The 20,031-nt window shown below is 63.2% G+C and carries 18 protein-coding genes; 7 read left to right on the top strand and 11 right to left on the bottom strand.

The window, feature by feature from the left end; genetic code table 11:
* Window positions 1-4 precede the first annotated feature (4 nt).
* The 4 genes from P0D87_RS03365 to P0D87_RS03380 form a co-directional block, all read right to left on the bottom strand.
* Window positions 5-1,105, bottom strand: coding sequence for an HlyD family secretion protein (locus P0D87_RS03365; RefSeq protein WP_006046552.1), 1,101 nt, complete (start codon window positions 1,103-1,105; stop codon window positions 5-7).
* A gap of 86 nt (window positions 1,106-1,191) precedes the next feature.
* The gene (locus tag P0D87_RS03370; RefSeq protein WP_053859357.1) at window positions 1,192-1,614 is read right to left on the bottom strand and encodes a MarR family winged helix-turn-helix transcriptional regulator; all 423 of its coding nucleotides are present in this window, start codon (window positions 1,612-1,614) and stop codon (window positions 1,192-1,194) included.
* A gap of 81 nt (window positions 1,615-1,695) precedes the next feature.
* Window positions 1,696-2,118, bottom strand: coding sequence for a MarR family winged helix-turn-helix transcriptional regulator (locus tag P0D87_RS03375; RefSeq protein WP_006046554.1), 423 nt, complete (start codon window positions 2,116-2,118; stop codon window positions 1,696-1,698).
* 112 nt (window positions 2,119-2,230) lie between these two features.
* Window positions 2,231-2,986: a TetR/AcrR family transcriptional regulator gene (locus P0D87_RS03380; protein WP_053859356.1), complete on the bottom strand. Its 756-nt coding sequence runs from the start codon at window positions 2,984-2,986 to the stop codon at window positions 2,231-2,233.
* Between the two features lie 275 nt (window positions 2,987-3,261).
* Here P0D87_RS03380 and P0D87_RS03385 point away from each other — a divergent pair, with 275 nt between their 5' ends.
* From P0D87_RS03385 to P0D87_RS03400, 4 genes are all read left to right on the top strand, one after another.
* Complete coding sequence (locus P0D87_RS03385; RefSeq protein ID WP_006046556.1) at window positions 3,262-4,443, top strand: isovaleryl-CoA dehydrogenase; 1,182 nt, start codon at window positions 3,262-3,264, stop codon at window positions 4,441-4,443.
* A 26-nt stretch (window positions 4,444-4,469) separates the two neighbouring features.
* Window positions 4,470-6,077, top strand: a complete 1,608-nt coding sequence (locus P0D87_RS03390; RefSeq protein WP_053859355.1) for a carboxyl transferase domain-containing protein — start codon at window positions 4,470-4,472, stop codon at window positions 6,075-6,077.
* A 28-nt stretch (window positions 6,078-6,105) separates the two neighbouring features.
* Window positions 6,106-6,891: an enoyl-CoA hydratase/isomerase family protein gene (locus P0D87_RS03395; protein ID WP_053860733.1), complete on the top strand. Its 786-nt coding sequence runs from the start codon at window positions 6,106-6,108 to the stop codon at window positions 6,889-6,891.
* A 72-nt stretch (window positions 6,892-6,963) separates the two neighbouring features.
* Window positions 6,964-8,991 (top strand): acetyl/propionyl/methylcrotonyl-CoA carboxylase subunit alpha, encoded by a 2,028-nt coding sequence (locus P0D87_RS03400; RefSeq protein ID WP_408636726.1) that lies wholly within the window; start codon window positions 6,964-6,966, stop codon window positions 8,989-8,991.
* A 56-nt stretch (window positions 8,992-9,047) separates the two neighbouring features.
* Here P0D87_RS03400 and P0D87_RS03405 read toward each other — a convergent pair whose 3' ends face one another.
* Both P0D87_RS03405 and P0D87_RS03410 read right to left on the bottom strand, forming a co-directional pair.
* Window positions 9,048-9,839 carry a phosphate/phosphite/phosphonate ABC transporter substrate-binding protein gene (locus tag P0D87_RS03405; protein WP_006046560.1) on the bottom strand — a complete coding sequence of 264 codons (792 nt, stop codon included), beginning with the start codon at window positions 9,837-9,839 and terminating at the stop codon, window positions 9,048-9,050.
* A 30-nt stretch (window positions 9,840-9,869) separates the two neighbouring features.
* Window positions 9,870-10,148, bottom strand: a complete 279-nt coding sequence (locus P0D87_RS03410; RefSeq protein ID WP_006046561.1) for a DUF1488 family protein — start codon at window positions 10,146-10,148, stop codon at window positions 9,870-9,872.
* A 526-nt stretch (window positions 10,149-10,674) separates the two neighbouring features.
* Here P0D87_RS03410 and P0D87_RS03415 point away from each other — a divergent pair.
* Window positions 10,675-11,826: a porin gene (locus P0D87_RS03415; protein WP_029966004.1), complete on the top strand. Its 1,152-nt coding sequence runs from the start codon at window positions 10,675-10,677 to the stop codon at window positions 11,824-11,826.
* Between the two features lie 128 nt (window positions 11,827-11,954).
* On the opposite strand, the gene gph is transcribed toward P0D87_RS03415, so the two are convergent.
* From gph to P0D87_RS03430, 3 genes are all read right to left on the bottom strand, one after another.
* Complete coding sequence (gene gph, locus P0D87_RS03420; protein ID WP_053859353.1) at window positions 11,955-12,707, bottom strand: phosphoglycolate phosphatase; 753 nt, start codon at window positions 12,705-12,707, stop codon at window positions 11,955-11,957.
* Entirely contained in the window at window positions 12,704-13,480 is a 777-nt protein-coding gene (locus P0D87_RS03425; protein WP_053859352.1) for an HAD family hydrolase, read from the bottom strand. The genes gph and P0D87_RS03425 overlap by 4 nt, the downstream gene beginning before the upstream one ends.
* Window positions 13,481-13,638: 158 nt before the next feature.
* Window positions 13,639-14,355, bottom strand: coding sequence for a MotA/TolQ/ExbB proton channel family protein (locus tag P0D87_RS03430; protein WP_053859351.1), 717 nt, complete (start codon window positions 14,353-14,355; stop codon window positions 13,639-13,641).
* A 197-nt stretch (window positions 14,356-14,552) separates the two neighbouring features.
* On the opposite strand from P0D87_RS03430, the gene P0D87_RS03435 reads away from it, so the two are divergent.
* On the top strand, window positions 14,553-15,716 hold the full coding sequence (locus P0D87_RS03435) for a YVTN family beta-propeller repeat protein (protein ID WP_053859350.1): 1,164 nt from the start codon (window positions 14,553-14,555) through the stop codon (window positions 15,714-15,716).
* A gap of 49 nt (window positions 15,717-15,765) precedes the next feature.
* On the opposite strand, the gene P0D87_RS03440 is transcribed toward P0D87_RS03435, so the two are convergent.
* Window positions 15,766-18,150, bottom strand: a complete 2,385-nt coding sequence (locus P0D87_RS03440; protein ID WP_053859349.1) for a TonB-dependent receptor — start codon at window positions 18,148-18,150, stop codon at window positions 15,766-15,768.
* Between the two features lie 202 nt (window positions 18,151-18,352).
* Between P0D87_RS03440 and P0D87_RS03445 the strand changes: the two genes are divergently transcribed.
* Window positions 18,353-19,399 (top strand): histidine kinase, encoded by a 1,047-nt coding sequence (locus P0D87_RS03445; RefSeq protein WP_171799980.1) that lies wholly within the window; start codon window positions 18,353-18,355, stop codon window positions 19,397-19,399.
* Here the strand turns inward: P0D87_RS03445 and P0D87_RS03450 are convergent.
* Window positions 19,369-20,031, bottom strand: coding sequence for a response regulator (locus P0D87_RS03450; RefSeq protein WP_006046571.1), 663 nt, complete (start codon window positions 20,029-20,031; stop codon window positions 19,369-19,371). The genes P0D87_RS03445 and P0D87_RS03450 overlap by 31 nt on opposite strands.

Consider the following 20,031-nt stretch of genomic DNA (forward strand, 5'->3'; position numbering starts at 1 on the left):
GGGCTCAGCCGCGCGCCGGCGTCTTGCCGCTATCGACATGCACTTTCACCGTGGCCGACAGGCCCGGACGCAACGCGCCCTCCATGTTCTTCGGCACAGTAAGATGCACCCGCACCGGCACGCGCTGCACGATCTTCGTGAAGTTGCCGGTGGCGTTTTCCGCGGGCAGCACGCTGAAGGTCGCGCCGGTAGCCGGCGCCAGACTTTCCACCACGCCGTGGATGGGCGTGCTGAAGGCGTCGAGATCGACGTCGACGCTGTCGCCCACGCGCATCTTCTTCAACTGGTCTTCCTTGAAGTTCGCGTCGATCCACAATCCGCCCGACGGCACCACGGTCAAGAGCGGCACACCCGCGCTCGCCAGCACGCCGACACGCGCGGTGCGATTGCCGATATAGCCGTCGATCGGCGCACGAATGGTCGTGTACTCCACGTTCAACGCCGCCACGCGCTCGGCGGCTTGCGCTGTCGCGATGCGCGCCTCGGCGTCGCCGATCTGCGCATCGAGCACGGCAATCTGGCGTTGCGCCGCGGTCAACGCGGCCGCGCTGCGATCGACCGCCGCGCGTGCCTTGACGAGATCGGCATCCGCGCGCTCGACGACCTGATTCGACACCGCATCGTCCTTCACGAGTTCGCGGTAGCGCGTTTGATCCGCGGCGCTGCGCGTCAATTCGGCGCCGGACGCGCGCGCTTCGGCGGCCTGCTGGTTGATGGTGGCGAGCTGCAACGATTTCTTCGCCTGCAGTTCGATCACTGCGGCTTGCGCGCTCCGCACTTCCGCTCTGGCTTGCGCGAGCCGCGCGTCGTAATCGCGTGCATCGAGCTGGATCAGCACGTCGTTCGCGTGGACAAACTGATTGTCACGCACGAGCACGTTCGTCACGAAGCCGTTGACCTTCGGCGCCATCACGGTGACGTCGCCACCCACGTAAGCATCGTCCGTTGTCTCGTAGAAGCGGCCGACGAAGAACCAGTACGAGACCGCAAGCGCGAGCACGGCAAGCACGGTGATGATCGCGAGCAGCATCCACGGAATGCGCCGTGCCGGTCTCGCGGTCTGCGCCGCGCTCGGCGGGGCGATAGTCGATGGAGTAGTGGACATGTTGTCGGCCTGTGTGTATGCACTCTTTACGTTGAAAAAAAGCGGCCCGACGATTGCGTGAGCCGCATGTCGCTGTGTCCGCGACTTCAGTTGGAATCGTGGGTGACGGCAAACAGTTCGCCGCGCAATGCGGCCGCGCGCCGTTCGCCGAAACGATGCTCGAATTCGGCTTGCGCGGCCTGCCAATGTTGACCGCCCGCCTTCAGACGTTCTTCTCCCGCTCGCGTGATCGTGATGGTCAGCGCGCGCGCGTCGGCGCCGAGTGCGTCGCTCGACACGAGGCCGTTGCGGCGCAGCGGCTGAACCGTGCGAACGAGGGTAGTGCGTTCCATGCGCATGGCTTCGGCCATTTGCTTCATGGTCATCGCGCCAGTGCGTCTAAGCCTTCCTAGCAGCGAAAACTGCGTAATCGTCAGCCCAACATGAGCGAGGTGCCGGTCGTATATTTGCGAGACATAGCGCGCGGCCTGGCGGATTGCGAAGCAATCGTCGTCGAACAGTTCTTGCATTTCCGCGTTTCCTTATCAGCTAGTGCATATGCACATTTAAAGGCGAACCGATCTCTGTTCGAACGAGCAGGCGAGTCGCAATTAGTCGGTGATGCTAAAGAGTTCGGTACGAAGAATTTTGGCGCGCGCACGGCCGAACTTCTGTTCGAATTCGTCCTGCGCGGCGCGCCATGCAATGGCGGCCTGATCGAACATGGCTTCGCCTTGCTCCGTCAGGCTGAACAGAAACGTACGGCCGTCGTGTTCCGCCGATTCGGCCACCACCAGTCCGTCGCGCTGCAAGGGCTTCATCGCGCGCAGGAGCGTGGTGCGCTCCATCACCATGGCGTCCGCCAGGTCCAATATCGGCAAGTTTGGCGTGCGCGCGAGCTTGGCGAGAATCGTGAACTGGGCAGCCGTCAAGCCCACGCGGCCGAGATGGCGCTCATAGATTTGCGTGACATGACGTGCCGCCTGGCGCAGCGCGAAGCAGTTGCATTCGTCGTAGGAGATAGGGCGGTTCATGGGAAGCACTCTATGTGTGTATAAGCACACTGTCAAGCGGATCAACGGTCGATGCGTTGAAACGCTGCATTGCTGGAACTACAACAGCGGTGCCGATGGCGGCGCTGAAACGCTATTCGCCGCTGGCCGGGTTCGTAGCGCGCGCGGCCGTTTCACGCGTGGCTTCGTCGAAACGCCGGTTGGCTTCCGCCACTTCCGCGCGGAACTGCTGCAATGCATTCACCGCGGGATCGGGCGGCGTCAACGCGGCCCACAGGACTTCGATCAGCTGATCCGCGGTGGCTTCGATGTCGGTATGCCGCTTCGCCAGCGTCGCGTCCCACAACACGTGTTCCATCGGGCCGAACACCATCGAGCGTAATAAACGCAACGGCATGTCCGCGCGAATCTGGCCGCTTTCCTGGCCTTCCGCCAGGACGCGCATCAACGGTGCGGTGTAGCGGCGCTGCAATTCGGTCAGCGCTTCGCTCAATTCATGATGCCGCGCGCGGCCTTCCGATAGCACGAGCGCGCAGAGGTCGGTGCCGTTCACGAGCATCAGCCGCAAATGCGTGCGCACGATGAACGCGAACTGCTGACGCACAGTGCCGTCGCGCGGCAGTCCGGATTCGATTGCGCCGATGATTTCGTCGTACCAGTCGCCGATCACCCGCGCGCACAACTCGCGCTTGCCGCGGAAATAGCTGAACACGGTGGCCTCCGAAACGCCAAGCCGCTGAGCGATCTCCGCGGTTGTCGCGCGTTCATAGCCCTTTTCGGAGAACACGTCGCGGCCCGCCTGAAGAATTTCCTTCACGCGCTGCTGCGACTTGCGCCCGGCCGGCTGGCGGCGCGACGCGGGCAGTTCGGGCTTGATAGCAACCGTCATATGAGTCGAGGTCAAATTTATCGGCGAGCTTCGTATGGAAAACCCGGTCGATTCGATGCTATCACAAGCGGCAAGCCAATGAACCGGGTCAACCTGTTTTCTGAGTGACACTCAAAAATACCTATTGACGCTTACGTAAATCTGGCGTGAAATGCGCGTTGAACGTCGCGCCTTAAAGATCGGAAGATGCGATTCCGCATACGGCCGCAGACGTGGCCACACACGAATTCGCCGGCAAAGCCAGCCGGTCGCCAATGAACTCTGGAGACACAGCAATGAGCAACCTGCCCGGTTTGCAATTCCCACTCGGCGAAGAAATCGAAATGCTGCGCGACAGCATTGCCGGGTTCGCTGCGAAAGAAATCGCGCCGCGTGCCGGCGAGATCGATCGCACGGATCAGTTTCCGATGGACCTGTGGCGCAAATTCGGCGATCTCGGTGTGCTCGGCATGACGGTCTCCGAGGAATACGGCGGCGCGAACATGGGCTACACCGCGCATATGGTCGCGATGGAAGAGATCTCGCGCGCGTCGGCGTCGGTCGGTCTTTCATACGGCGCGCATTCGAATCTGTGCGTGAACCAGATTCATCGCAACGGCACCGACGCGCAAAAGCAGAAGTACTTGCCGAAGCTCGTCTCCGGCGAGCATGTCGGCGCGCTCGCGATGAGCGAGCCGAATGCGGGCTCGGACGTCGTGAGCATGAAGATGCGCGCCGACAAGAAAGGCGACCACTACGTGCTGAACGGCACGAAGATGTGGATCACCAACGGCCCCGATTGCGACACGTTGGTTGTGTATGCAAAGACCGACGTCGAAGCGAATTCGCGCGGCATTACCGCGTTTATCGTCGAAAAAGGCATGAAGGGTTTTTCGGTTGCGCAGAAGCTCGACAAGCTCGGCATGCGCGGCTCGCATACGGGCGAACTCGTGTTTCAGGACGTCGAAGTGCCCGAAGAAAACATTCTGGGTCAACTGAACGGCGGCGTGAAGGTGCTGATGAGCGGCCTCGATTACGAGCGCGCCGTGCTTGCGGGCGGCCCGACCGGCATCATGGTCGCGGTGATGGACGCGGTCGTGCCGTATATCCACGACCGCAAACAGTTCGGCCAGTCGATCGGCGAATTCCAGTTGATTCAGGGCAAGGTCGCCGATCTCTACACCACGTTGCAGGCGTGCCGCGCGTATCTGTACGCGGTCGGCCGTCAACTCGATACGCTCGGCACGGAGCACGTGCGCCAGGTTCGCAAGGACTGCGCGGGCGTGATTCTCTACACGGCCGAAAAAGCCACGTGGATGGCCGGCGAAGCGATCCAGATTCTCGGCGGCAATGGCTATATCAACGAGTATCCGGTTGGACGTCTGTGGCGCGATGCGAAGCTCTATGAAATCGGCGCGGGCACGAGCGAGATCCGTCGCATGCTGATCGGCCGCGAGCTGTTTGCGGAAACGATGTAAGCCGGGCCAACGAGGAGAACGACGCGATGCCGATCATCGAATCCAAGCTGAATCCGCGCTCCGACGACTTTCGCGCCAACGCGGCCGCGCTCGAGGCGCTGGTCGACGATCTTCGCGCGAAGGTCGAGAAACTCGCGCTGGGCGGCGGCCAGGCCGCGCGCGAAAAGCACACGGGCCGCGGCAAACTGCTGCCGCGCGAGCGCATCGAAAAGCTGCTCGATCCGGGCACGCCGTTTCTCGAGTTCTCGCAACTCGCGGCTTACGGCATGTATAACGACGACGCGCCGGGCGCGGGCGTCATCACCGGCATTGGGCGAATTGCGGGCCACGAGTGCGTGATCGTCTGCAACGATGCGACGGTCAAGGGCGGCACCTACTATCCGGTCACCGTGAAGAAGCACGTGCGCGCGCAGGAAATCGCCGCGGAAAACCGCTTGCCGTGCGTGTATCTGGTCGACTCGGGCGGCGCGAATCTGCCGAATCAGGACGACGTGTTTCCCGACCGCGACCACTTTGGCCGCATCTTCTACAACCAGGCGAATCTGTCCGCAGCGGGCATTCCGCAGATCGCCGTGGTGATGGGCTCGTGCACCGCGGGCGGCGCCTATGTGCCGGCCATGAGCGACGAGTCGATCATCGTGAAGAACCAGGGCACGATTTTTCTCGGCGGTCCGCCGCTCGTGAAGGCGGCAACCGGCGAAGTGGTGAGCGCCGAAGACCTCGGCGGCGGCGACGTGCATACGCGTCTTTCCGGCGTGGTCGATCATCTCGCGCAGAACGACGCGCATGCACTCGCGATTGCGCGCAGCATCGTCGGCAATCTGAATCGTACGAAGCATGTGCCGGTCGCGTTGCAGGAACCGAAGCCGCCGCGCTACGACGTGAAGAGCATGTACGGCGTGATTCCCGTCGACACGCGCAAGCCGTTCGACATTCGCGAGGTGATCGCGCGCATCGTCGACGACTCGGCATTCGACGAATTCAAGGCGCGCTACGGCACGACGCTTGTGTGCGGCTTCGCGCATGTCTGGGGGCATCCGGTCGGCATCATTGCAAACAACGGCATTCTGTTTTCGGAGTCCGCGCTCAAGGGCGCGCACTTCATCGAACTATGCTGCCAGCGCAAGATTCCGCTCGTGTTTCTGCAGAACATCACGGGTTTCATGGTGGGCCGCAAGTACGAGAACGAAGGCATCGCGCGTAACGGCGCGAAGATGGTGACGGCCGTTGCCACGGCGAAGGTGCCGAAGTTCACGGTGATCATCGGCGGATCGTTCGGCGCGGGCAATTACGGCATGTGCGGACGCGCGTATTCGCCGCGCTTCCTGTGGATGTGGCCGAACGCGCGCATTTCGGTGATGGGCGGCGAACAGGCCGCGTCGGTGCTTGCCACGGTCAGGCGCGACGGCATCGAAAGCCGCGGCGGTTCATGGAGCGCCGACGAAGAAGAAGCCTTCAAACAGCCGATTCGCGAGCAGTACGAGCATCAGGGGCACCCGTACTATGCCAGCGCGCGCCTGTGGGACGACGGCGTGATCGACCCGGCGCAAACGCGCGACGTGCTCGGCCTCGGTTTGTCGGCGGCGATGAATGCGCCGATCGAAGACACACGCTTCGGCGTGTTCCGGATGTGACAGAGCGCGACGCATGGGAGCCGCCACGATGCACTATGAAACGCTGAATGTCGAGATCGCCGGACACGTCGCGACCGTCACGCTGAATCGTCCTGACGTGCGCAATGCGTTCAACGAAACGATGATCGCCGACATCACGTCGGCCTTCACGGCGCTGAACACACGCGACGATGTGCGCGCAGTCGTGCTCGCCGCGAACGGCAAGGCGTTCTGCGCGGGCGCCGATCTGAACTGGATGAAGAAGATGGCCGGCTACTCGCACGACGAGAACCGCGCCGACGCGATGTTGCTCGCCAACATGCTGTCGTCCATCTATCGCTGCAACAAGCCGGTGATCGCGCGCGTGAACGGCGACGCGTACGCGGGCGGCATGGGCTTGCTGTCCGCGTGCGACATCGTGGTCGCGGTGGAAAGCGCGCGCTTCTGTCTTTCTGAGGCGCGTCTCGGCCTGATTCCGGCGACCATCGCGCCGTACGTGATACGCGCGTTGGGCGAGCAGGCGTCGCGGCGCTACTTCATCACGGCCGAGCAGTTCGACTGCGCGACCGCGTTGCGGCTCGGGCTCGTGAGCGAAGCGGTCAGCGAGGAGCAACTCGACGCCACCGTGCAGCAGATCGCGCAAACGCTCTGCGCCAACGGTCCAGAAGCGGTGCGCGCCTGCAAGCAACTCGTGCAGGACATGGCCGGCCGCGAGCTGAACGATGCATTGATCGAAGACACGGCGGCGCGCATCGCTCGCACGCGAGCCGGTGCGGAAGGCCGCGAAGGCGTCGCGTCGTTCCTCGAAAAGCGTACGCCCGCCTGGCGCGACTGACGTGCGGCTCACCGACATTGCGCGGCGCCTTGAGGCGTTCACCAGAAGAATATCCCGAGACCGAGACAACACATGTTCAACAAGATCCTGATCGCCAACCGGGGCGAGATTGCGTGCCGCGTCGCGGCGACCTGCAAGCGGCTCGGCATCGCCAGCGTGGCCGTCTATTCGGATGCGGACGCCGATGCCAAACACGTGAGCGCGTGCGACGAAGCCGTGCATATCGGCGGCGCGAGCGCGGCGGAAAGCTATCTGCGCATCGAGCGCATTATCGAAGCGGCACGCGCGACGGGCGCCCAGGCGGTGCATCCGGGCTACGGTTTTCTGTCGGAGAACGAAGACTTCGCGCACGCATGCGAAGCGGCGGGCATCGTATTCATCGGACCGCCGGTCGAAGCGATTGCGGCGATGGGTTCGAAAGCCGCCGCCAAGGCGCTGATGCATGCGGCCGCGGTGCCGCTCGTGCCCGGCTATCACGGCGATGATCAGAACCCCGAACTATTGCATCGCGAGGCGGATTCGATCGGCTATCCGGTTCTGCTGAAGGCCAGCGCGGGCGGCGGCGGCAAGGGCATGCGCGTGGTCGAGCGCAGCGAGGATTTCGTGGCGGCGCTCGCTTCGTGCAAGCGGGAGGCTGCGAGCAGCTTCGGCAACGATCGCGTGCTGATCGAAAAGTATCTGACGCGGCCGCGCCACGTCGAAGTGCAGGTTTTCGCGGATCGTCACGGCGGCGCGGTGTATCTGTTCGATCGCGACTGCTCGGTGCAGCGTCGTCATCAGAAGGTGCTGGAAGAGGCGCCCGCGCCGGGATTGTCCGCGGAAATCAAGCGTGAAATGGGCGAGGCCGCGGTCGCTGCCGCGCGCGCGGTGAGCTATGTCGGCGCGGGCACGGTCGAGTTCATCATGACGGCTACCGGCGAGTTCTATTTCATGGAAATGAACACGCGTCTGCAAGTCGAGCATCCGGTCACGGAGATGGTGACGGGCCAGGACCTGGTGGAATGGCAACTGCGCGTGGCCGCAGGCGAGCCGTTGCCGCTGACGCAAGATCAACTCAAGATCGACGGCCATGCGATCGAGGCGCGCATCTATGCCGAGCATCCGGCGCGCGGCTTCTTGCCGTCCACCGGCACGCTCAAGCATTTGCGCATGCCTGAAGGCGTGGAATTCGCGATCGACGCGGCCGGCCTCGGCGAGCCGGGCCGTAAAGCGCCGGTGCGTATCGACAGCGGCGTGCGCGAGGGCGACACGATCACGCCGTTCTATGATCCGATGATCGCAAAGCTGATCGTGCACGGCGCGACGCGAGAAGAAGCACTCGCGCGAATGAGCCGTGCACTGCACGCATGCGAAGTGGTCGGGCCGCATACGAATGTGGAGTTTCTGCAGCGCATTGTCGAAAGCGAGCCGTTTGCGAGCGGCGATCTGGACACCGGTCTGATCGAACGGCATCACGAGGCCCTGTTCGCGCCCGTGAAAAAGCCTTTCAAGGAAGCACTCGCGCTCGCATGCGGCGCGTTGCTCACGCGCGAAGGCGGCACCGCGCATGGCGCGTCGCCCTGGGATGCGCTGTCGCACTGGCGTCTGAATGGCGGCTACGCGCAGACGCTAGGCTGGCGCAGTGTCGAAGACGACAATGCGTTCACGGTCACGTTCGCGCGCGACGGCGGCACGCAAACGCTCGAACACGACGGTCTGCGCGAAGGCTTCACGTGGTCGAGCGGTTCGGGCTTGCATGAGTATCGTGCGACCATCGGCGACGCGCGGGCCACGGGGCGCGTGTTTATCGACGGCGATACGTTTCATGTGTTCTGCCTCGGTCACGCACTGGCGTTCGAGTGGCAGAACCTGCTCGCGCACGCCGCGGATGCTGAACACGGCGAAGGCCGCCTGACCGTGCCGATGCCGGGCAAGGTGATCGCGGTGCTCGTCGAGCCGGGGACGGTGGTGGAGAAGGGCACGCCGCTCATCGTGATGGAAGCGATGAAGATGGAGCACACCATCGGCGCGCCGGCGGCCGGCGTTGTGTCGGAAGTGCTGTATGCGGTGGGCGATCAGGTTGCCGACGGCGCGCAGCTTCTGGTGCTGGACGTGCAGTAACGCGGGAATAGGCGCACGATTAAGCGCGCCGACAGGCTGAGCCAATCGGCGCCGTATCAGCCAAGCCGCGTATACCCCACCGCGCGCGCCTCGCTCTCAAGCTGCGCGATGCGCTCGTAGTCCTCGAGCGGCAACGCGGAAAACCCCTGCAAACGCAGGCGTTTTGCGCGTTCGGGATGCAATGCCAGCGCTTCGTTCAGTGCGTCGCGCAGTGCTTCAACAGTCGCGGCCGGCACGGTGTCGGACGCAATCAACGGCAGACCCGGCGACGCCGCTGTCATGCCGATGCGTCGAACCTGCCGCGCCAGTTCCGGCATTTCATCGCAGACGAAAGCGAAGGTCACGCAATCTATCGCGGCGACGTCCGCGTGATTGTCCGCAACGGCCCGCAACGAGCCGACATGCGAGCCGGTGCGCAGCGCGGCGCGGAAAAACGCGCCTTCCTGCGAGTGCGGCGCCACTGCATGACGCAGCGCGTTCATGCCGCTATTCGAATCGTCCTGATTGTAGGCAACGCGCGCGCCGCGGCACGAGGCGAGCGTATCGAACGGCGCGTCGGCGCGCGTGACGATGACGCTCGAGTAATGCGCGCCTTCGCAACCGGGCGCGTCGAAACGCGGCGTCGCGACGAGTTGCACCTGCTCGCGCAGACCGTGCATCAACGGATAACCGCAGGTTTGTGAAATCAGCAGATTGGGCCGCCGCCAGAAGCCGTGCAATTCTTCATCGGGATCGACGATACGGCACGCCGGCTTGACCATGCGCAGCACGTCCGCAAGCCACCCGCGCCACTCGTTTTCCAGCGAGGGCGTGACGTTGTACATCGGCAGGGCGGCGATCCAGGTCATGGCGCAGTGCTTGCATGGCGAATGGGTGGACTAATGCATGATCATACGGAATTCGTCGACGCCTAGTGGCACTGGCTCTGTCGGCCGGAACGTCCACTTGCGTGCGGCCACTGTGAGGATCTCGCTTTGCGCGCCCTCGAAGGCGAGCAGCAAGTCTTTCTTGCGCGCGCTTGCCGCGCCGCAATAAGCGATGAGCGCGTCCGCGCTGACTTCGAAAACCTGCGCCCGGTCGTCCCAGCAGACCCTGAACGCGACCGTTGCGCGCTCCGTGACACAGGGCCGGAATCCTTCATCCACATAGACCGACATGGCGACCTCCTTTTCGCGCGCGCGCCTGAGTCGTCAGCATGACAAGCTCCGCACCGCCAGTATGTGGGAGAGCCAGCATTCGCGAGAAAAAGCCAGTGCATGCCAACGGACGCGGTGCGCGGACCAGGGTTGTGCAATAGGGTGTCACTGAAACGGGATTCGCTTGATTCGATCGCCCCGCTTTAATAATTAGAAATGGAAAGGCGAGTTAATAAAATGAAATATAAAGCCGAGATAAAGAGAGCGTGAAAAGATGAGGAAAGGAAACTCAATCGACCGCCGCTTGACTTCACGCAATCGCGCTGGCTAAATGCATCCCGTTCGGTTCTTTCTCCACGTCTCCACGCAGGGAAAGTCGTTGCGCCGGGCTCGGGGCTATGTGTTCGCACATAGCCCTTAATTATTTGTAATCAATTGGCGATACTAATCGTGTTGCAATTTCCAAACGCTTTTATTGATTTTTTAATTAATCAAGGTATGCTGCGCGTCCGCAATGTCTTTCTGAAACGTGAATAAAGGAACAAGGATGAAAAAGACAGCATTGACTTCCGCCTCTCTCGCACTGCTGGTCGCGGCGGGGTCCGCCCATGCACAGAACAGCGTGACGTTGTACGGCGTGATCGACGCCGGCATCGGCTATGTGCATAACGCCAGCTCGGGCAGCAATCTCGCGGGCATGCTCAACGGCAATCTGAGCGGCGACCGCTGGGGCCTGAAGGGCCAGGAAGATCTGGGCGGCGGCCTGAAGGCGATCTTCACGTTGGAAAATGGCTTCGACGTCGGCACCGGCAAACTCGGTCAGGGCTCGCGCGAGTTCGGCCGCCAGTCGTTCGTCGGGCTGACGGGCGCGACATGGGGCACGGTGACGGCCGGCCGCCAGTACGATCCGATCACGGACATGGTGCAAGGCGTCACCGCCGACAACTTCTTCGGCTCCGCCTTCGCAACGCCGGGCGACGTCGACAACAACGACAACAGCGCGCGCGTATCGAACGCGGTCAAATACGTGTCGCCGAACTACGCCGGCCTGCAATTCGAAGCGCTGTATGCGTTCAGCGGCGTCGCGGGTCAGGCGGGCCAGGGTTACACCTACAGCGGCGCGGTGTCGTACTCGAACGGTCCGTTCTCGCTCGCCGGCGGCTACCTGCGCGCGACCAACGCATCGTCCACGACCGCGCGGTCGAGCTGGGCGAGCAGCACGACCGACTCGATCTTCGACAGCCATATCAACGACGGCTACGTGACGGCGAAATCGGTCAGCATCGCGCAGATCGGCGGCCAATACGCGCTCGGCCCCGTCACGCTCGGCGCTTCGTATAGCAACACGCAGTTGAAGAGCGACGGCGCGTCCACCTTCACCGGCACCGAGAAGTACAACAGCGGCAAGGCCTTCGTTGCTTATCAGGCGACGCCGGCGCTGGTCGCGGGTCTGGGCTACGCGTACACGGCTGCCTCCGGCGACACGTCGGCGCATTACCACCAGTTCAGCATCGGCGCGGACTACAACATCTCGAAGCGCACGGACTTCTACGCGGTCGCGGCCTACCAGCACGCGAGCGGCACGCAGCGTCTCGCCGATGGCACGACGCAGGACGCGCAGGCTTCGATCGGTTCGTATGGCTACAACGGCACCGATTCGCAGGCGCTGGCGATCGTCGGTATCCGTCATAAGTTCTGATGTTCTGCTGCGGTTGATTCTGCTGTAGCGGCTTGTTCGCGGGCTTGTTGGCGAGCTTGCTTGCAGCAGAGAAACCGACGACCCGGACGCGTAAGTGTCCGGGTCGTTTTCATAGTGGGCGGCGAGAACTACGGCGCGGCATCGGCGTTTAGGCGCTCATCGCGCCGCGCAAGCAGATCGGGCAACTGCGCGAACGAATCGATTAACGCATCGCACTGCAAGGCCGTCGCGCCATCGGGGCCGCCATAGCCGTAGCGCACGATAAACACCGGCATGCCCGCCGCGCGCGCCGCGCTGACATCGACGGGCGAATCGCCCACCAGGACGCTGCATTCCACATCTGCATCCAGCAGCCTGCACGCGTGCCACAGCGGTTGCGGTGCAGGCTTCATGCTGTCGATCGAATCGCCTGCGACCAGTACGTCGATATCTTGCGCGAGTCCTGTCATGCGCAGCAGCGGTGCGGCCAACGCCTCCGGTTTGTTGGTCACGCACGCGAGCCGATAGCCGCGCCGCGCGAGTGCGCGAAGACCGGCGGCGACGTGCGGATAAACATGACCGAAGCGCCCATTCGTCTGCCGATAGTGCCGATCAAACACCGCGAGCGCGGCGTCCATGTCGACTCGTCCATCGAGCGCCGCCGTTTCGAGCGTGCGCTTTACGAGGTTCGGCACACCTTTGCCGATAAAACTGCTGACCGTGTCGAAGGGCAACGGCGGCTGATCGAAATCGGCGAGCATGCGGCTCACCGCTTCGACAATATCCGGCGCTGTGTGGACCATGGTGCCGTCGAGGTCGATCAGCACGGCGCGCGTTCGTGATCGCGGCAACGCTTGCGTTAGCGTTAGCGCTTCAGGCGAAAAAACCGGCGGCGTCGTCATACGGCCGCAGCCTCGCTCAACGCATTGCGATGCCAGCCGCGCAATGTGTCGAGATCCACCCATGCGGGCCGCTCATTCTCGTTCGCAGCCGTCGAAGCGAGCGGCGCATGCGGATCGCCGAGATGAGGCAGCACGGCGAGCGCGCCGTCGAAGGAATGATGCGCCGTGTACGCTGTCGGCGTCACGATAGTCGGAACAAACGCTGCACGCGCCGCGCGCAAGCCGTTCGCGGAATCTTCGAACGCGATGCAGTCCTGGCCTTTGAGGCCGAGTTGACGAAGCACGTCGAGGTACACATCGGGCGCGGGCTTCTTTGACTGCGTCGTGCTTGCATCGCCAATCGCGGCAAAGCGGCTGCGCCATTCGGGGCCGAACGGTCCGTGCAACAGCGCGTCGAGATTCGCGGGCGTGGTGGTGGTCGCGATGGCGACGGGGATAGAGGCCGCGCCCGCTTCATCGATCAGGCGCGCGATGCCCGGCCGCAACGGCAAGCCGCCATCGCGAACATGCGCCGCATAGTGACGCGTCTTGATCGCATGCACCGCGTCGATCACGCGGCTCACGCCGGGGCCTTCCGCCTCCTCGGGATCGACGATGCGCCAGTAGTGCAGCAGACGCTCCTTGCCGCCCGCTACTTCCAGCAGGCGCACATAGAGCGCTTCGTCCCAGTGCCAGTCGAGACCGGCTTGCGCGAACGCCGTATTGAACGCGTGCAGATGCGCGCTTTCGGTATCGGCAAGCGTGCCGTCGACATCGAAGATCAGGGCTTGCATGGGCCGGTCCTCTCGCAGTGATGGAGAGCCGGCGCGATGCGTGACTGCATGAGTGCATGACTGCATACCGCCGGTATGCAAGCCACGATAGCGGAGCGCGCACGCGATTTGAATTCAGAGATTCTTTGACGGGCGATAACGCATCGTTTAACGGTCCATCATCCGTGCGGCAATTGCAGGCCCGTCACGAAGTACGCGTGCAGTCCATGTGCGAAGCGCTTGAGCCGCGTGACGATCGACTTGTTCGCGCGCGTGAGACCGTTATACCCGAGCACGGCCGGTATCGCGACGAAGAGCCCGAACGCGGTCATGATGAGTGACTCGCCGACGGGTCCGGCCACATGATCGATCGACGCCTGACCCGTTTCGCCGATCACGATCAGCGCATGATAAATGCCCCACACCGTGCCGAAAAGCCCGACGAACGGCGCGGTGCTGCCGATCGACGCCAGCACCGCGAGGCCGCTTTGCATATGCGCGACGGCGTCGTCGATGCTGCCTTGCAGGCGGCGCGCGATCCAGTCCGATACGTCGATGCGATCCTGCAAATGCGGCCTGGTGTCGCGATGATGCGCGGCCGCCTCAGATGCGGCCATCGCGAGAGCGAGCAGCGGATTGTCGCGCAGCGCCTCAGCCGATGCCTCACTACTGTGGCCCGCAAGGCCGCCCAGATTTTTGAGCCCGTGTTCGAAGTTGTCGGCCTGCCAGAACTGCGCGTCGGTGCGGCCGGTTACTCGCTTGATGCGCAGCACATGCCACAGCTTGACGACGATAACCGTCCACGACAGGATCGACATGATGAACAATATGCCGAGAATCGCGCGCGTGATGAAATCGCCGCTTTGCCAGACATTCGCGAGACCATAGTGCTGCATGACCGTTTCCTTCGACTCGTCGAGCCGCCGCGTTCATTGTCCGCCGCGGCCCGGTGTTTTAGTACCGTTAGCGGCCTTGCCAGGTCAATTCGGGAAAATCTCCCGCCTTCGTCCGTTGTCAAACGATCCTCTAATGAACTACTTTGCTTGAATGCCGGCCTTGTGCGGCACAGTGCTTTTACAACGGAGCAGAACATATGCTGGAGACACGGTTTCGCAAAACAACACGGGGACGCGCCATCGTTTCAGCCTTGATCGCGGCGGGTATGGTCGCGGCGACGGCGTTCGGCGCCGCTTCGGCGCATGCCGCGGCGCCTCTCGCCTATGTGACGAGCGAGAAGGGCGGCGTCGGTGTGATCGACCTCGACAAGATGACGTTGACCCGAACCTTCCCCGTAGGCGCGGACGGCCCGCGCGGCCTGAGCCTCAATGCGGACGGCTCGCGCCTGCTGGTCGCCAACAAGAACACGGGCGATCTTGCCGTGATCGATACGGCTTCAGGCGAAGTCGTGCAGCGGGTGAAGATCGGTCAGAACCCGGAGTTTGTGCGCGTGCACAACGGCTATGCGTATGTGACGTATGAGCCGGGCGAAGACGGCGGCCCGCCTGCAGCGAGCGGACAGTCTGGGAAGCCAGCCGAGAAGCCAGGCGGCAAGCCAGCCGAGAAGCCAGGCGAAGCGCAAGCCGGCAAACCCCACGCCGACGACGATGACGACGCCAACAAACCGCCCGCCGAGATCGCTATCGTCGATATGAAAAGCTGGCGCGTGGTGCGCTCGGTGACGAGCGGCCACGAAACCGAGGGCATCGAATTTTCACGCGACGGCAAGAACATGCTCGTCACCAACGAAGGCGACGATACGGTCTCCGTCTATCACGCGCGCACGGGCGCGCCCGTGAGGACCGTGAAGCTCGCGGCGGGCGGGCGTCCGCGTGGCATTCGCCTGTCGCCGGACGGCAAGGACTACGTGGTCACGCTGGAGTCGCTGAGCAAACTTGTCGTGATCGACGCGCGCACGTTCAAGGTGAAGAAGACCGTCGATACCAAACTGGGTCCTTACGGCGTCGCCTACGGTCCCGACGGCAGGCGGCTTTTCGTCGCGGCGGCACGCGACAAGACGGTGCAGGTATTCGACGGCAAGAGCTACGAGCATCTTGCCGACGTGCCGGTCGGTCAGCGTTGCTGGCACTTCAGTTTTACGCCCGACGGCACAAAGCTGCTGGTCGCATGCGGGCGCTCCGATGCCGTTTATGTGCTCGACGCGCGCAGTTATCAGCCGGTCACGCAGATTGGTCAACTGCCGCTCGCGTGGGGCATCGTCACCTATCCGCATAGCGACGGCTCCATCGAATCGCACTGAGCACGCGGAGGTCATGCGCGAGCCGACGCATGACCGCCCTCACTTCCACCTACTTCCACGCATAGCGCAGGCCGACCCAAAACCCGCGCGGCGCGCCCGGTCCGACGAACTGCTCGTTGCTCGGATTCGCGCCGTCGAACGTATGGTTCGGGCCGTTGAAGAAGTTTTCTCCGAGCGAACCGAAGCTGGCATAGCGCTTGTCGAGCAGATTCGAGACGCTCGCAAACACCTGCAACTGTTTGGTGACCTGATACGACGTGTCGAGATCGATCAGAAAATAGCCGGCGATCTTGCCATTGACGTCCTGATTGTTTTCGTCGCCCTGTGCATAGATGCCACCGCGCCACGTGAGGTTCGCGCCGACTCTCCACTTCGCGGTCGCCGCGTAGTCGAGTTGCAGCTTGACCGTGTTCGCCGGAATGCCGGGCAGATGATCGCCGGGCTTCACGTTGATGTTGCCGTTCGCATCCGCGCTGGAATTGCTCGCGCTGTTCTCGGTCCACGCGGTGCGATACGTCGCGTCGATGTAGTTGTAGCTCGCAGTCACCGCGAGCGGGCCTAGCTGGCTGCGTCCCGAGAGTTCGAACCCTTGCCGGCGCGTGCGGCCCACGTTCTGAAAGAAGCCGCGATTGCTCGCCGCGCCATTGCTGGCGATGAATTCGATGTCGTTATCGAGCGTGGTTCGATAGACGGCGGCGCTCCAGCTTGTCGTCTGGCCGATTCGTCCGCGTGCGCCGATTTCGAAGGTCTTCGAGATCACCGGTTGCAGCGGCGGGTCGGACACGAAGTCGTTCGGCAGCGAGCAGGGCGCGGCCGGGTCTGCACACGCGAGTTCGATCGCGGTCGGCGAGCGCATGCCTTCGTTGTAGGTTGCGTAGGCGGTGAACGCCGAGGTCGGATTCCAGTTGATGCCGACCGCCGGATTGAAGCGCGAAAACGTATGGTGTCCGTCCAGTTGCGGCTGAAGGCCGCTCGAATCGCCGATGGTCGCTTCGGCCCAGTTGTAGCGTCCCGCGAGCGTCAGCGTCCATTGCTTCGTCAGCGATAAAGTGTCTTGCAGATAGATGCCGTAGTTGCCGTTATGCGTTTTCGCCGCGGTTTCCTGCGTGAAATCGCCGATGCCGACCGTCGCGCGCGAAGCCGTGAAAACCGCATCCTGCGACGATTGCGTGTAGCGCGAATTCGCGATGTCCGCCGACACGCCCGCAACGAACTGGTTCTGCATGCCGCCGAGTTTGCCGAGCAGCGTGAGTTGCAGGCTCGCGCCGTAACTATCGGTAGAGACGACGGATTTCTCGTTGGTCGCCTGCGTGGTGTCGACGTCGCCGTCGTCGTCGATCGAACCGAAGTTCGGATTCGTGTTGCTGCTCACATTGCTATTGCGGAAGTGCCGGTAGTACGCATTGCCGCTCAGCTCGACGTTATCGCTGAAGTAGTGTTCGCCCGACAGCGTCACGTAGCCCGCGCTGTTCAGGTTCTGATCGGGATACGTATAAGGCTGCTTCGGATTGCCAAGGAATGAGCGCGGAATGGTTTGCGTGCCGTGCAGATCGTTGTCCGCGCCGCCTGCGGATAACGACAGCGTGGTGTCGGCATCGGTATAACGCAGCTTGCCGAAAATCTGCCGCACGCGGCTCGCATTCTGCTCGGCCCAGCCGTTGTCGTTCGTGACGTTGCCGGTCACGTAGTAGTCGAGGTTCTGGCCGATCGTGCCGCCCTGTTCGATCTGCGCGGTCTTGCGGCCCCACGAGCCGAGCGCCACTTCGGCCTCGCCGCCGGGGCTCGTCTTGCCGTTCTTCGTCGTGATGGCGAGCGCGCCGCCAAGCGTATTCAGCCCATACGTCGGATTCGAACCGGGAATCAATTGAATGGTGTCGATGGCCTGTTGCGGCAGCACGTCCCAGTTGACCACGTCGCCGAAAGGCTCGTTCACGCGCACGCCGTCGACGAACACCGAAATGCCCTGCGGTGTGCCAAGCAGCGGCGACGCCGTGAAGCCTCGATAGTTGACGTTCATCTGATAGGGGTTGCCTTGCGCATCGGCGATGTCGACGCTCGGCAGATTCTTCGCGAGGTAATCCGTGAGATTGAAGCGATGCTGCGCTTCGATGTCTCGCGCGCGAACGGTCTGCACGTTGGCGGGCACCTGCGCGAGCGGCGTGCCGATGCCGAGCAGCGGCGTCGTGCCGACCACGACCACGGGCGCGAGCGTGGTCGAGGGCGTATCGTCTGGCGCATTGGCTCCGGCAGCCGCCGAAGCCGGAGCCGCAGCCGCAGCCGAAGCCGAAGCCGGTACGCCAGCCGCCGGCTCCGCTTGCGCCCATGCGCCTATCGACATGCTCGCGAGCGCGCTGCCGAATCCAAGCGTGATGCCGGCTCGCCGCCTGAAGCCGAGGCCGGGTTTTCCGCGGCGCACGCGTGATGAGATATTCATTATTCTGTCTCCTGCCGAATCGACGCTTTCTTCGGACGCAGCCGCGTGGCGGCATACGTAGCGCTTTCTTTCAAGGTGTGCAAAGCTTCGCATGCGCGCTCGCGTGAAGGCTCGGGAGCTTTTCCCGAAATCGCGAGGAAGCGTTCCCAAACTGGTTGCGACGAACTTCGTGTCCGATTGGCCTGACTAGAATGCAAACGTGATGTCGAGCGAATCCACCCAACCTCATCAAACTCGCCGCAATATGCCGCGCAATTCGCAGCATTCAGCGGTGCCGCGCGATCTTGCCTGCGTGCTCGCGCTGACCTTGCTCGCGGCCGCGCTCGGCTCGCTGTTCGATGTCAGCGAGCGCGCTTATCGGTGGACGCGCGGCGTCGAGCGCTTTCAACTCGACGAGTTGCCGCTCACGCTGTGCGTGCTGTCGCTGGGGCTTGCGTGGTTCGCGTGGCGCCGCTATCGCGAGACGCGCAGCGAACTCGCGCATCGCCGCGTGCTGGAAGAAGAGGCCGAACGTCTGCTCGCCGACAACCGGCGTCTTGCGAACCAGGCGTTGCAGGCAGAGGAACTCGAACGCCGCCACCTCGCGCGCGAACTGCACGACGAACTCGGCCAGTACCTGAACGCCATTTCACTCGACGCAGCACGTATTCGCGATCTCTCCGCCGCGCGCGAGCCGGAGATTCATCGCATATCGGTGGAATTGATGCGGAGCGCGAGTCATGTGTATCGGCAGATCGGCGGGATGATTCGGCGCTTGCGGCCTATCGGTCTCGACGAATTCGGCTTGCCGAGCGCGCTCGAGCATTGCATCGACGGATGGCGCGAGCGCTTGCCCGACGCGTCGTTTTCGCTGACGATAGAAGGCGATTACACAGGGCTCAGCGACGCGCTCACCATCACGCTTTACCGGCTGGTGCAGGAAGGGCTGACGAACGTGTCGAAGTTCGCGCGGCACTCGCGCGTGGAAGTGTTTATGGTGCGCGCGCCGCGCGAGGCGCAAGCGCCGCAGAAAAGTGCGCAAGACAGTGCCCAAAAACGCGCGCCAATCGATGAAATCGTCGTAACGATGGCCGACGACGGTCCCGGCGTCGACCTCGATGCGCCGCGCGCGGGCCTGGGGCTCATCGGCATGCGCGAGCGGGTCGAAGCGCTAGGCGGCGAGTTTCATGTCGCGAGCAAGCCCGAAGGCGGCTTCCTGTTTTGCGCACGCGTGCCCGCTCAAGCGGGACTGGCGGAGCCGGTGAACTGAAGGCCGAGGCGGCTTGCCATTTGTGCGAGTTGCACACCGTTGTCCGCGCCGAACTTCTGCCGGATCACCGACTGATGATTGGCCACGGTCTTCTGGCTGAGGCCCAATTTTTCGGCGATGCTCGGCAGCGTGTAGCCTTGCACGAGCAAACGCAAGACCTCGAATTCGCGCGCGGACAACTGCCGTCCGGGCGGGCCTTCGCTGAATGCATTGCGCAGCGCGAGTGCCTGCGAAATGTCGGGACTTAGATAACTGGCGCGCCGCGCGATCGTGCGCACCGCTTCGACCAGCACGTCGGGCGCGCTGGCTTTCGTCACATAACCGAGCGCGCCGGCGTCGAGTGCGCGGCGCACGAAAATCGCCTCTTCGTGGACGCTGAAAATCAGCACGCGCGCATCGGCCTCGCGCGCGAGCATGCGCCGCATCGCTTCGATTCCGCTTGCGCCCGGCAACGAGACATCCATCACGACGACATCGGGCCGCAGCGCGCAGAAGCGCTGATAGGCCTGAGCGGCGTCGGCTGCTTCACCGCACACGTGCACGTCGGCATTCACTTCGAGTAGCCGCCGGTAGCCTTCGCGCACCACGGCGTGATCGTCGACGAGCAACACTGAAATGTCCGCCGCTGTCAT

The sequence above is a fragment of the Paraburkholderia sp. RL17-368-BIF-A genome, from assembly GCF_046054045.1.
GTDB lineage: Bacteria > Pseudomonadota > Gammaproteobacteria > Burkholderiales > Burkholderiaceae > Paraburkholderia > Paraburkholderia graminis.